Source organism: Bradyrhizobium sp. SZCCT0148 (genome assembly GCF_018129985.1).
Classification (GTDB): domain Bacteria; phylum Pseudomonadota; class Alphaproteobacteria; order Rhizobiales; family Xanthobacteraceae; genus Bradyrhizobium; species Bradyrhizobium japonicum_H.
Genome location: NZ_JAFCKT010000002.1, coordinates 704,411 through 716,825 on the forward strand (window position 1 = coordinate 704,411; position 12,415 = coordinate 716,825).

The window sequence follows — 12,415 nt, forward strand, 5'->3', positions numbered from 1 at the left end:
CCTCGATCCCATGAACTCAACACCCTCTCCCCGGCAACGGGGGAGAGGGTGATCGCTTGGGTGCGGCAGCTTGCCCCAGCCGGCGCGGCAGCCTTCTTGCAAGGCCATTTCGACCGCATGCATCGGCATGCAACAAAGTGCATGTTTGGTGTCGAATCGCTCTTGCCTCGGAACGATACTGCCATTACCCATTTTTCCGCCTTGATGAGGCAGGGGGAGCTCTTTCACTGATGGCGACCGTGTTCGAACATCGGCGCGACACCGCGTGCGCCTGAAAGAGTCTTGATGCTGCTCGTCGTCGAACAGTTTCTGAACGGATTGCAGTTCGGCCTGCTGCTGTTTCTGCTCGCCGCCGGCCTGACGCTGGTGTTTGGGATCATGGATCTCGTCAACCTCGCGCACGGCTCGCTCTACATGATGGGCGCCTATTTCGCCGCGACGTTCGCGGCCTGGACCGGCAGCTTCCTGCTCGGCGCGCTGCTGGCGCTTGGCGCCACGCTGATCCTCGGCATCGTCCTCGAAATGTCGGCGCTGCGGCATCTCTACGGGCGAGATCATCTCGACCACGTGCTCGCAACCTTCGGCCTGATCCTGTTCTTCAACGAGGCCGTGCGGCTGATCTGGGGGCCGGCCGGCCTTGCGCTGCCGCTGCCGGCCTGGCTCACCGTGCCCGTGCCGATCCTGCCGGGCATTCACTATCCCGCCTATCGGCTCGCCATCATCGTGGTGGCGCTGCTGGTGGCGCTGCTGCTCTATCTCGGCGTGATGCGCACCCGCATCGGCATGCTGATCCGCGCCGGCGCCTCCAACCGCGAGATGATCGGCGCGCTTGGCATCAACATCAAGCTGCTCTACACGCTGGTGTTCGGCCTCGGCGCCGCGCTCGCAGGCCTGGCCGGGCTGATGCAGGCGCCGATCCTCACCGTGCAGATCGGCATGGGCGAGAACATCCTGATTCTCGCCTTCGTCATCATCGTGATCGGCGGCATCGGCTCGATCCGCGGCGCGTTCCTGGCCGCGATCTTCGTCGGCATGATCGACACCCTCGGCCGCGCCTTTCTGCCCAATCTGCTGCGGCAGGTGCTGAGCGGCGCCGCTGCCTCCACCGCCGCGCCCGCATTGTCCTCCATGCTGATCTACCTGCTGATGGCGATCGTGCTGGTGGTGCGGCCGGAGGGGCTGTTTCCAGCCAACCGTCGATGAAGAATTTGACTGTGAGCAAGGCCGTCACGGCCCTGATGCTGGCCGGCCTCGTGCTGCTGCCGCTGTATTCGCAAGCGTCCGGCAACGTCTTCATCCTGACGCTGTTCACCCGCATCGTCATACTGGCGCTGGCGGCCGCGAGCCTCAACCTTATCATGGGTTTCGGCGGCATGATGAGTTTCGGCCACGCCGCCTATCTGGGCATCGGCGGCTACGCGGTCGGCATGCTGGCGCAGGAAGGTGTCGGCTCGGGCTTCATCCAGTTTCCGGTCGCGCTCGCGGCGTCCGCGCTCTATGCGCTCGTGATCGGCGCGCTGTCCCTGCGCACCCGCGGCGTCTATTTCATCATGATCACGCTGGCCTTCGCGCAGATGGCCTATTACGTCGCCTCGGGCCTTGCGCGTTATGGCGGCGACGACGGGCTCACCGTCTACAAGCGCAGCGACTTCTCCGGCCTGATCAATCTCGGCAATCGCACGCAGTTCTATTATCTCTGCCTGGCCTGCCTGTTCGGCGTGCTCTTCCTGATCTGGCGCATCGTCAATTCGCGCTTCGGCCTCGTCGTGCAGGGCTTGCGCTCCAACGAGCAGCGCATGCAGGCGATCGGCTTTCCCGCCAAGCGCTATCAGCTGGTCTGCTTCGTCATTTCAGGGACAATGTGCGGCCTCGCCGGCGCGCTGCTTGCCAACAACACCGATTTCGTCAGCCCGGCCGTGATGTACTGGACCCGCTCCGGCGACCTCATGGTGATGGTGATCCTGGGCGGCATGGGCACGCTGTTCGGCCCCGTCGTGGGCGCGGTGGTGTTCCTGCTGCTCGAAGAGTTCCTGTCGCAGATCACCGAATATTGGGCGCTCATCATGGGCCCGCTGCTGCTGCTGATCGTGCTGTTCGGCCGCGGCGGCATCATGGGCCTGCTCGGGAGGTTCAATCGTGGCTGAACCCCTGCTCCGCGTCGAAAAGCTGGTACGCCGCTTCGGCGGCATCATCGCCACCGACAATGTCTCGCTCGACGTCGCCGCCGGCGAGCTGCACGCCATCATCGGCCCGAACGGCGCCGGCAAGACCACGCTGATCAGCCAGCTCACCGGGCATCTCGAGCCGCATTCCGGCAGCGTCTCGCTTGGGGGCCGCGACATCACCTATCTGCCGGCCCATCGCCGCTGCGCGCTGGGCTTGGCGCGTTCGTTCCAGATCACCTCGCTGCTGCTCGACTTCACCGCCGCCGACAACGTCGCGCTGGCGGCGCAGGCTCATGCCGGCACCTCGTTCCGCTTCTTTGCCGATGCGCGCAAGGAAAAGGGCCTGCGCGATGCCGCCCATGCCGCGCTCGATCGCGTCGGACTGCTGCATCGCGCGGACGTCGTTGTCAGCAGGCTCAGCCATGGCGAGCGCCGCGAACTCGAGCTTGCGGTGGCGCTGGCGAGCAAGCCGAAATTGCTGCTGCTCGACGAGCCGATGGCCGGTCTCGGCGTCACCGAATCCCAGCGCATGGTGAAGCTGCTCCAGGAGCTGCGCAAGGAAGTCTCGATCGTGCTGGTCGAGCACGACATGCCGGCGGTGTTCGCGCTGGCCGACCGCATCACGGTGCTGGTCTATGGCCGCGTCATCGCGTCCGGCGATCCGGCCGCGATCCGCGCCAACGAGGACGTCAAGCGCGCCTATCTCGGCGACCAGCACGTGGTGACGCACCATGGCTGAAAAAATAATCGCTGACACGCTGCTCGAGGTCGACGGCATCGAGACCTGCTACGGCCTCTCCCAGGTGCTGTTCGGGCTGTCGCTGTCGATCAAGCCGGGCGAGATGGTCTCGCTGATGGGCCGCAACGGCATGGGCAAGACCACGACCATCCGCTCCATCATGGGCCTGACGCCGGCGCGTGCGGGTTCGATCCGCTTTGCGGGCACGGAGGTGCGAACGCAGCCCTCCTACCGGATCGCCAAGCTCGGCGTCGGTCTGGTCCCCGAAGGACGCCAGATCTTCCCGAACCTCACCGTGCGCGAAAATCTGGTCGCAGCCGCAGCCGATCGCTTCGGCAGCGCCAATCCCTGGACGCTGGCCGCGATCTACGTGATGTTTCCACGCCTCGCCGAACGCGCCGCCAACATGGGCAACCAGCTCTCCGGCGGCGAGCAGCAGATGCTGGCGATCGGCCGCGCGCTGATGACCAACCCGAAGCTGCTGATCCTGGACGAGGCGACCGAAGGCCTTGCGCCGCTGATCCGCGAGGAGATCTGGCACTGCCTGTCGCTGCTCAAGAGCCGGGGCCAGTCGATCCTGGTGGTCGACAAGAACGTCGATCACCTCGCCCGCATCTGCGACCGCCACTTCATCATCGAGCGCGGCAGGACGGTGTGGAGCGGCACGTCGGACGAACTGATGGCCGCGCCGGATTTGCAGCACAAGTATCTGGGGATTTAGGGTCTCTCAATATCGTCATGGCCGGGCTTGTCCCGGCCATCCACGCCTCGCCGCGCGACACGAAGAACGTGGATGCCCGGGACAAGCCCGGGCATGACGTCGGCGACGTGGCTGTCAAAACACCTCGAAATACTCGCGATGCTCCCAGTCCGTTACCTCGGACAGGAAGCGGTCGATCTCGGCATTCTTGATGTGCGTGTAATAATCCACGAACTCAGGCCCGAACTTGTCGCGGAAGAACGGATCGTCCTTCAGCGCGCTGACCGCATCGCGCAGTGATTTCGGCAGCAGCGGCGCCTTGGTCTCGTAGGGCGTGTCGGCCGACGGGCCAGGATCGAGCTTGCGGTCGACGCCGTCGAGGCCCGATAGGATCTGCGAGGCCATGTAGAGATAGGGATTGGCGGCGGGCTCGCCGATGCGGTTCTCCAGGCGCGTCGCGGCGTCATTGGCGCCGCCGAGCACGCGGATCATCACGCCGCGATTGTCGCGGCCCCAGATTGCGCGGTCCGGCGCCAGCGAATAGGAACGGTAGCGCTTGTAGCCGTTGATGGTCGGGGTCGTGAACAATGTCGAGGCGCGGGCGTGGTCGAGCAGGCCGGCGAGATAGGACTTGCCGAACGCGCTGAGCGGCTCACCGCCGTCCTGTGGCATGAACAGGTTCTCGGCCGTGGCGCGCGAGACGATCGACTGGTGCAGATGCCAGCCGCTCGCGAACACATTCGGCAATTTCGGCCGGCACATGAAGGTGGCGTGGTAGCCGTGGCGGCGCGCGATCTGCTTTACGGCAGACCGAAACAGCACCATGTTGTCGGCCGGTTCGATTCCCTTTCGGGGTGCGAAGGTGAACTCGCACTGGCTCGGACCGAACTCGACCTCGACCGAGCGCAACGGGAGCCCGAGCGCGACGATGTCGCGCCGCAAGACCTCCAGAACCGGCTCCATCTGATCGAAGCGCTGTTCGGTGAGATATTGATAACCGTGGCTAAGCAAGCTCACCGAGGGCGGCACGCCCGGCTGTCCCGCATCCTCGGGCCGCATATGCGCATCGTCGAGCTTGAAGATGTGGAATTCGACTTCGAGCCCCGCGACGAAGTCGTGACCGCGGCTGGCGAGTTCGTCCAGCGCCTTGCGATAGAGCGAGCGCGTCGCGAACGGCACCGGGCGGCCGTCGGCAAAATAAAGGTCGCACAGCACCCAGCCCGTGGTCGGTGCCCACGGCAAGACGCGAAACGTGGTGGGATCAGGCACCATCAGTACGTCGGCCGCGCCCTCCATCTCCTTCATGCCGAAGCCGCCGCCCGCGGTGAACACCGGAAACACCGTGCGGTGCGAGGTGTCCTTGGCCAGCATCGTGGTGGTGATGGAGCAGCCGCTCTCCAGCGACACGATCGCCTCCGAGGCGATGATGGTCTTGCCGCGCAGGATGCCGTGCTGGTCGGGGAAGGCGAGGCGGATCACCTCGAGATTCTTCTCCTCGACGAGACGGCGCATGCGCGACGCGGCATCCCTCTGCTCATCCGACCACAGCGCATGACGCGCGACGAAAGTCACTTTGGTTGCTCCTCAATCCACGCTGCTCGACGTGAGCAAAACACTTGCCACATTCTCCGTCATTGCGAGGCGCGAAGCGACGAAGCAATCCAGCGTCATTCTTGAGAGGTGGTCTGGATTGCTTCGCTTCGCTCGCAATGACGTGGAGGGAATTCCGCTTTACTCCGCCGCCGTCAGCCGGTGCACGTTGTCCGCGATCTCCTTCGGGACCGGTGCGGCCCAGGGAGCGCCACGGCGGCGCTTGACGTCGACCTCCATCCAGTAGAGCTCCCAACCCTGGGTCGGCCCGATGCCGTCCATGGTGGCCGGTCCCTGAATGCTGCGTGCCTTGCTGTCATCCAGAAACAGCATCGGTTTCTCGCCGCCGCCGACCTTCTCGATCTCGGCCCGCAGCAGGCGGCGATATTGCACGATCGCCTTGTCGCTCGAGCCGAGATGCTCCTGGGTGCGGTCCTGGATCGCGCCCATCGATTCAACCGCCCATTGGTCGTGGACGTTGATGTCGTTGCCCATGCCGGTATAGGTCGCGGTCTGCTGCTCGTGTGGATCGAAACCGTAATCGTTAGCTCGGTTCTTGCGCGATTTGTAATCCGGCAGCTCATAGAGCTCGAGCCGCTGGTCGCGCATCTTCTGCTTGTCGACCGGGTTCGAATAGCTGGTGAAGATCGCGTACCAGTAGCAGTTCTCATCGTCGACCGGCACGTGCCACTGCGTGATCGTCATCTCGGTGCTCATGGGAATGACGAAGCCGTGCGGGAACAGCTGGTTGGTCACGCGCACATGGGTGCGCTCCTCGTCGATCTCGCGGAGCGCGATCAGCCGCAGACCATATTCGGTATGCTCGACATTGATGATCGGGCGGTCGTATTCGCGCAAGATCTTCGTCATCGGCAGATCGCTTCCTGCGGAAGCGCCGCGGAATTGCTTGCCGTAGGCGGTGGAGGTGTCCTCATCCTCGAAGAAGCGGTGCAGGTAGGAAGCGTGCGCGGGATCGATGCCGACTTCGAGGGCCTGCAGCCAGTTGCAGGCCATGTGGCCCTTGAATGCAAACGTGTGAGTCCCGGGAGCAACGAAGCAGTCGAGCTCGGGGAATGAAGGCGGCGCGCCCTCGCCGAGATAGGCCCAGAGGATGCCGCTCTTCTCCACCACGGGGTAGGAGCGCTGCCGGATGTTCTGGCAGAGTTTCGAGTCCTTCGGCTCGGCCGGCGTCTCGATGCATTGGCCGGTGGCGTCGAACAGCCAGCCATGAAAGGCGCAGCGCAGGCCGCCATGCTCGAGCCGTCCGAAGGCGAGATCGGCGCCGCGATGCGCGCAATGGCGATCGATCAGGCCATAGCGCCCTCGCTCGTCGCGGAACAGCACCAGGTTCTCGCCGAGCAGCCTGACGGGACGGATCGGTCGCTCGCCTTGCAGCTCATCCACCAGCGCCGCCGGCTGCCAGTAGCTCCGCATCAGCTTGCCGCAGGGGTCTTTCGGCCCGGTGCGGGTGATCAGGTCGTTCTGCTCCTGGCTCATCATGGCGGGTGCATCCTTGCGTGGAATGGCGCTCGTTCGCCTATTGAACGAATGTGCGAATTATGACATGCCTTGAAACGTCAGCAAGCACTATTTTGCAGGATTATCCCCGACATGCCCAAGCTGAGGCGGAGCGAGAACGATGAGCGCGCGACCGACTTCGTCGAGGCGCTCGATCGCGGCCTGCGCCTGCTGCAGTGCTTCGGCACCACCGCAGGCCCGATGACGCTGAGCGATCTCGCGCGCGCGGCGGATCTGCCGCGCGCGACCGCCCGGCGCATGCTGTTCACGCTGCAGCGGGGCGGCTACGTCTCGGGCGACGGCAAACTGTTCTCGCTGACGCCGCATGTGCTGACGCTGGCAGCGTCCTATCTGCGATCCAACCAGCTCGTCACTGTCCTGCAACCGGTGCTCGATCGTGTCGCGATCGCGGCAAACGAAATCTCCTCGCTCGCGGTGCGCGATGGCGATGACGTCGTCTTCGTCGCCCGCGGCAGTCCGGCGCGGATGTTTTCCGGTGGACTCGAAATCGGCTACCGACTGCCCGCCTTCTGCACCTCGGTCGGCCGCGCCATGCTCGGCCAGCTCGAAGACGCCGATCTCGCGGCGCGCCTGAAGACGATGACGCGCGAGGCGTTGACGCCGCAAACCGAGACCAATCCCAAGGCGCTGCTCGCGCGCATCGTCGCCGATCGGGCGCAGGGCTATTCGCTGGTCGATCGCGAGGCTGAGCCGCATTTCCGCTCGATCTCGGTTCCCGTGCGTCGTTACGACAATGTGATCGTCGCCGCGATCAACATGGGCGCCCATGTCGATCGCGTGCCGGCGCAGGAATTGATCGAGCGCTTCCTGCCGTTGCTGCGCGACGCCGCGGAATCCGTGCACTTGCAATTGCTGTGAGCTACGACCCGCGCGCACAGGTCGCGGTGCGCCAGCGTGCTCGCTGTGTCACAAGGCAAAAATGCCGCATGAAACACCGCTCATCGCCACCATCGTCGTCGGACTCGGACTAGCCTTCGTATTCGGAACCATCGCGCAGCGGTTCCGCATACCGCCGTTGGTCGGATATCTCATCGCCGGAGTCGCGGTCGGTCCGTTCACGCCAGGCTTCGTCGCCGACCAGGCGCTCGCCACCGAGCTCGCCGAGCTCGGCATCATCCTGCTGATGTTCGGCGTCGGTCTGCATTTCTCGCTGCAGGATTTGCTGTCGGTGCGGAAGATCGCCGTACCCGGCGCCGTCGTGCAGATCGCGGCTGCGACATTGATGGGACTCGGCCTTGCATGGCTGATGGGCTGGAGCATCCCGGCGGGGCTCGTGTTCGGCCTTGCGCTATCGGTGGCAAGCACCGTCGTACTGCTTCGTGCGCTTCAGGAGCGCCGCCTGATGGAGACCGACCGCGGACGCATCGCGGTCGGCTGGCTGATCGTCGAAGACCTCGCGATGGTGCTCGTGCTGGTGCTGTTTCCCGCGATCGCCAGCCTGCAGGGCGGCACCGAGGGCAAACCCGCATTCGAGCCGCTGGCCGCGCAAGCCGGCTTCGGGCTCGCCGGCATCGTGGTGCTGACCCTCGTCAAGATCGTCGTGTTCATCGGGCTGATGCTGGTCGTGGGGCGCCGGGTGATCCCGTGGATCCTGCACTACATCGCCCATACCGGCTCGCGCGAATTGTTCCGTCTCGCCGTGCTCGCAATCGCACTGTGCGTCGCGTTCGGCGCGACCAAACTGTTCGACGTCTCGCTGGCGCTCGGCGCGTTCTTCGCCGGCATGATGCTGCGGGAATCGCCGCTCAGCGCGCGCGCCGCGCAGGAATCACTGCCGCTGCGCGATGCTTTCGCCGTGCTGTTCTTCGTCTCGGTCGGCATGATGTTCGATCCGATGAGCGTCGTCCGCGAGCCCTGGCCGCTGCTTGCCACCCTCGCGATCATCATGCTGGGCAAATCGCTCGCGGCCTATTTGATCGTGGTCGTGTTCCGCCACCCTGTCGCCACGGCGCTGACCATCTCGGCGAGCCTGTCGCAAATCGGCGAGTTCTCCTTCATCCTGGCCGAACTCGGCGTCGCCTCGCAGATCCTGCCCAAGGAGGGCCGTGACCTGATCATGGCGGGCGCGATCCTCTCCATCATGCTCAACCCGCTGATGTTCGCCGCCGCCACCTGGCTTGCACCGCGCCTCGACCCGCGGCGCGAAGAGCCTGCGGCCCCGACAGCGGTCACCGAGGCGATCCGGACGACAGAACTGACGGATCATACGATCGTGATCGGCTATGGCCGCGTCGGTGCGCTCGTCGGTGATGCGCTGAAGCAGCGCAAATTGCCGTTCCTCGTTACCGAAGTCGGCGAGACCGCGCTGGCGAAGCTGAAGCAGGGTGGCATCGAGACCGTCGCGGGCAATGCCGCACAGCCGCAAATCCTCAGTGCCACCAATCCATCGCGTGCGCGACATCTGGTGGTCGCGATCCCGGAAGCCTTCGAAGCGGGCCAGATCGTGCAGCAGGCGCGCGCCGCCAATCCCGACATCCGCATCATCGCGCGCGCGCATGCGGACGCCGAGGTCGATCATTTGAAGGGACTGGGCGCCGACGTCGTCATCATGGGCGAGCGCGAAATCGCCCGCGGGATGATCGAGGAACTGGAGAAGAAAGTCCCGAATGCCACCCGGCAGGAGTCACGGCCACGCGCAGTCGGTTCGGTCGGTTGAGATGATCTCCCCGGCGGTCCATCACCCCTGGCGATAGGGCCGGGAACAGCAGCAGGCTTGTTTGTAACAATTCCCTTAGGAACGACCGAGTGAGCTCGCCGGTTGTCGTTCACCTCTCCACTATGAAGGATAACGATAATGGATAGCGAACACATCAAGGGCGTCGCCGACAAGGCCAAGGGCGCAATCAAGGAAGGCGCCGGCAAGCTCACCGGCAACGAAAACCTGGAGGCCGAAGGCAAGATGGATAAGGCCAAAGGCGCCGCGCATAGCGTTGCGGGAGATGTCAAGGATGCGGCCCGCGATGCTGCGGATGCCGTCAAGAAATAGCAGATCTGATTGAGCAGGGAGGCCGCCTTCGGGCGGCTTTCTCTTGTTGTGCTCCACTTTGGCAAACCGCCTGTCTGTTTTCGGAGAGCTGGAAGCAGGCCGCCAGCTTCCCTACCGTTCTTCCGCCTCGCGCTCCATGTCGCGTCCGGCCAGCTCCTCGCCCTGCATATTGGCGTAGTCCCGCGCCATCTCGCGCATCAGGAATTTCGCCGGCACATCGTGATAGCTACCGCGGTCGTTGACGTATTGCATGTACGCACGACCTTCGCCGTCGAAGGGGTGTAGCAGCGCATCGGTATGGCCGTCGAAATCAAGCGGCGCCACGCCGACCTTGGCGCAGAGGCTCGCGTTGAACGTCGGCGTTGCCTTGCGCCAGGCGTCGTCCACGTACACCTCCGTAAAACCGTGCCAGGTGAAGATGTCCGTGCCCATGCTGGCGCGCAGCTTCTCGGTGGTGAGGTGGTTCTTCACGTCGGCGAAACCGACGCGGGCAGGAATGCCGTGGACCCGGCAGGCGGCGGCATACAGCGAGGCCTTGCCGACGCAATAGCCCTGGCCTGCGGCAAGCACGCTCGACGCGCGAAAGGTCTCGGCGACGCGCATGCTCACATACGGGTTGTAGCGGATGCCGTCGCGCACCGCCTTGTAGAGCTGGCTGGCCTTCTCACGCGCGCTCGCATCCACGCGCACGGCGTCTGATGCGAATTGCTGCACGGCGGGGTGATCGCTGTCGATGTACTCGCCGGGATCGGTATAGAGGCGGCGGATGGTGTCGGGAAGGGTGTCGGTCATGCCGGCAAGTCTAGCCCGGCGTGACGCGATGTCTACGCAGTGTCGTCGTCCATGCCTGAATGCCAGCGTTGCGCATCTCGGTGACCTGCAGTCAGTCAGCCCGGCAGAGGATCCTCGCCGACCTTGGGCCAATAAGTGCCGAAACTCCATAGGCCGCCCTCGGGATCGCGCGCCGCAAAATCCCGGCTGCCGTAATCGGTCTCGTACAATTCCATTTCGATCGGAGCCCCGGACGCCTTCATCTTGGCGTAGAGCGCATCGGGATCGTCGACGGCCAGATAGACAGAATCGGTTCTGCGGCCCTCCAGCTCTCCGACACGCTTACCATAGGCGTCCGGCCGGTCGGCCCCCAGCATCAGGATCGACGACCCGAACGACAATTCGGCATGCACAACGACGTCGTCGCGTCGGTAAATCACGCGTTCCCTGAAGCCGAGAACGTCCTTCAGCCAGGCGATCATCGATTCGGCATTCTTGCAGCGCAGGGTGTGATACAGCCGTGGCGCTTCAGTCGCTGTCGGGTTGGACATGGTGTCTCCTGGGGTTGCTCATTCCCCTTAAAGTGCCCGCCGACCGAATTCTTGAAGATTTGGGACATCGTCTCTCATCCGCCGGCCTCGCGCATGAGGCGGTGGTCCGCGATGGCCAGCCGTGCCGCCCACTCGGTGGGTTTTTCGCCGCTGAACTCCCTGAAATCGCGGGCGAGATGCGCCTGATCGGCGAAGCCCGCTTCAAGCGCGACGCGAGCCCATCCGGACGCATTGCCCTCGCGCGCCAGCGTGCAGGCGCGGTGGAAGCGCAGCATGCGCGCCAGCGTCTTCGGTGAGACGCCGATCTCGTTGTGGAACCGGCGCGACAGATGCTTGCGGCTCCAGCCCACGTCCGTGGCGATGTCAGATATCCGAACCGCGCCTGCGCTGCGCCATAGCCGTTGGATGGCCGCAGCGATCTCCGGCGAGGGCTCGTTCACCGTCCGCCCGATCACGAACGTCTCGATGATCTCCCAGCGCTGTTGCCAATCCGGCGCGTCCGCAATCCTTGCACTGAGGTCCCGGCCGTCCCGGCCCAGCAAATCCCCGATGTCGACCATTCGCGCCGTCAGATCGGGCATCGCGCCGCCAAAGAAGCGGTAGGCGCCGAGCGGGGTGAAGTCGATCTGGATGCACATGGCGCGGCCGTCCGATTCGATCTGGACCGGTCCGGGGAAAAGCCCGGCGGCAAAGCTTGGCCGCGCATCGGACAGGCCGGGCTCGCGGCCGAGCGCGATCCGGAATGGATTTCCGAGGTTGATGAGCAGGGGAAGCGACAAGGGCGCCGCGTGGCGAAAATTGACCAGGCCGAGCCCGCGCTCGCGATAACAGGAAATCGACGAGACGATGTGCGCCAGATGCGCAGAGACAGGCCGCCTGATGACGTCCGGCGTCTTGGTCGCGTCCATCGAGAGTGTCTCCGTGACGGAGCGCAGCTTAGCCCGACGGTGGGATCGCACCAAGAGTGGGGAGCCCGACCTATTGCCGGTTGCGCATCCAGTCGGCGAGGCCCGACAGCGCCTTGTCGAGATCCCGGCGCGCGGCGGCATCGGTCACCGTCTCCTCCATGGCGCCGCGCATGCACAGCATCCAGGCGTCGCGTTCGGCATCGCCGATGGCGAAGCCGAGGTGTCGCTGCCGTAATCGCGGATGGCCCTTCTCGGGCGTATAAAGTTTGGGGCCACCGGTCCATTCGGTGAGATAGCGCTTCAGCACGTCGCGGATCAGGCCGAGATCGTCCGCGTGCATCGCGCGGATGACCTTGGCTTCCGGCAAAGTTTCCATGCGGTCGTAGAACCGGTCAACCAGGGCGTCGATCGTGGCGCGGCCGCCGATCCGCTCGAACATGGAAATGGTGACGTCGCTGTCGGTCAT

At 64.6% G+C, this 12,415-nt stretch carries 13 protein-coding genes; 7 read left to right on the forward strand and 6 right to left on the reverse strand.

The genetic code is table 11. The annotated features are described in order from the left end of the window. Window positions 1-285: 285 nt before the first annotated feature. The 4 genes from JQ580_RS11635 to JQ580_RS11650 are packed head-to-tail and all read left to right on the forward strand — an operon-like array spanning window position 286 to window position 3,625. Entirely contained in the window at window positions 286-1,203 is a 918-nt protein-coding gene (locus JQ580_RS11635) for a branched-chain amino acid ABC transporter permease (protein ID WP_106947638.1), read from the forward strand. Further along, window positions 1,200-2,144: a branched-chain amino acid ABC transporter permease gene (locus JQ580_RS11640; protein ID WP_212280174.1), complete on the forward strand. Its 945-nt coding sequence runs from the start codon at window positions 1,200-1,202 to the stop codon at window positions 2,142-2,144. The genes JQ580_RS11635 and JQ580_RS11640 overlap by 4 nt, the downstream gene beginning before the upstream one ends. After that, window positions 2,137-2,904, forward strand: a complete 768-nt coding sequence (locus JQ580_RS11645) for an ABC transporter ATP-binding protein (RefSeq protein ID WP_212280175.1) — start codon at window positions 2,137-2,139, stop codon at window positions 2,902-2,904. Before JQ580_RS11640 ends, JQ580_RS11645 begins: the two co-directional genes overlap by 8 nt. Beyond that, a complete protein-coding gene (locus JQ580_RS11650) occupies window positions 2,897-3,625 on the forward strand; it encodes an ABC transporter ATP-binding protein (RefSeq protein ID WP_212280176.1) in 729 nt (242 codons plus the stop codon). The genes JQ580_RS11645 and JQ580_RS11650 overlap by 8 nt, the downstream gene beginning before the upstream one ends. Window positions 3,626-3,739: 114 nt before the next feature. On the opposite strand, the gene JQ580_RS11655 is transcribed toward JQ580_RS11650, so the two are convergent. Both JQ580_RS11655 and JQ580_RS11660 read right to left on the reverse strand, forming a co-directional pair. Continuing rightward, window positions 3,740-5,176, reverse strand: a complete 1,437-nt coding sequence (locus JQ580_RS11655; RefSeq protein WP_212280177.1) for a glutamine synthetase family protein — start codon at window positions 5,174-5,176, stop codon at window positions 3,740-3,742. A gap of 159 nt (window positions 5,177-5,335) precedes the next feature. Beyond that, window positions 5,336-6,694: an aromatic ring-hydroxylating dioxygenase subunit alpha gene (locus tag JQ580_RS11660; RefSeq protein WP_212280178.1), complete on the reverse strand. Its 1,359-nt coding sequence runs from the start codon at window positions 6,692-6,694 to the stop codon at window positions 5,336-5,338. A 111-nt stretch (window positions 6,695-6,805) separates the two neighbouring features. On the opposite strand from JQ580_RS11660, the gene JQ580_RS11665 reads away from it, so the two are divergent. The 3 genes from JQ580_RS11665 (at window position 6,806) to JQ580_RS11675 (ending at window position 9,719) form a co-directional block, all read left to right on the forward strand. Then, entirely contained in the window at window positions 6,806-7,591 is a 786-nt protein-coding gene (locus tag JQ580_RS11665; protein ID WP_212280179.1) for an IclR family transcriptional regulator domain-containing protein, read from the forward strand. A 61-nt stretch (window positions 7,592-7,652) separates the two neighbouring features. Further along, the gene (gene ybaL / locus JQ580_RS11670) at window positions 7,653-9,389 is read left to right on the forward strand and encodes a YbaL family putative K(+) efflux transporter (protein ID WP_212280180.1); all 1,737 of its coding nucleotides are present in this window, start codon (window positions 7,653-7,655) and stop codon (window positions 9,387-9,389) included. A 138-nt stretch (window positions 9,390-9,527) separates the two neighbouring features. Next, a complete protein-coding gene (locus JQ580_RS11675; RefSeq protein ID WP_212280181.1) occupies window positions 9,528-9,719 on the forward strand; it encodes a CsbD family protein in 192 nt (63 codons plus the stop codon). A 111-nt stretch (window positions 9,720-9,830) separates the two neighbouring features. Here JQ580_RS11675 and JQ580_RS11680 read toward each other — a convergent pair whose 3' ends face one another. The 4 genes from JQ580_RS11680 to JQ580_RS11695 form a co-directional block, all read right to left on the reverse strand. Then, entirely contained in the window at window positions 9,831-10,511 is a 681-nt protein-coding gene (locus tag JQ580_RS11680) for a transglutaminase-like domain-containing protein (RefSeq protein WP_212280182.1), read from the reverse strand. 95 nt (window positions 10,512-10,606) lie between these two features. Continuing rightward, window positions 10,607-11,041 (reverse strand): VOC family protein, encoded by a 435-nt coding sequence (locus tag JQ580_RS11685; RefSeq protein ID WP_212280183.1) that lies wholly within the window; start codon window positions 11,039-11,041, stop codon window positions 10,607-10,609. 74 nt (window positions 11,042-11,115) lie between these two features. Next, window positions 11,116-11,949: a helix-turn-helix domain-containing protein gene (locus tag JQ580_RS11690; RefSeq protein WP_212280184.1), complete on the reverse strand. Its 834-nt coding sequence runs from the start codon at window positions 11,947-11,949 to the stop codon at window positions 11,116-11,118. A gap of 70 nt (window positions 11,950-12,019) precedes the next feature. Next, a complete protein-coding gene (locus tag JQ580_RS11695) occupies window positions 12,020-12,415 on the reverse strand; it encodes a group II truncated hemoglobin (RefSeq protein ID WP_212280185.1) in 396 nt (131 codons plus the stop codon).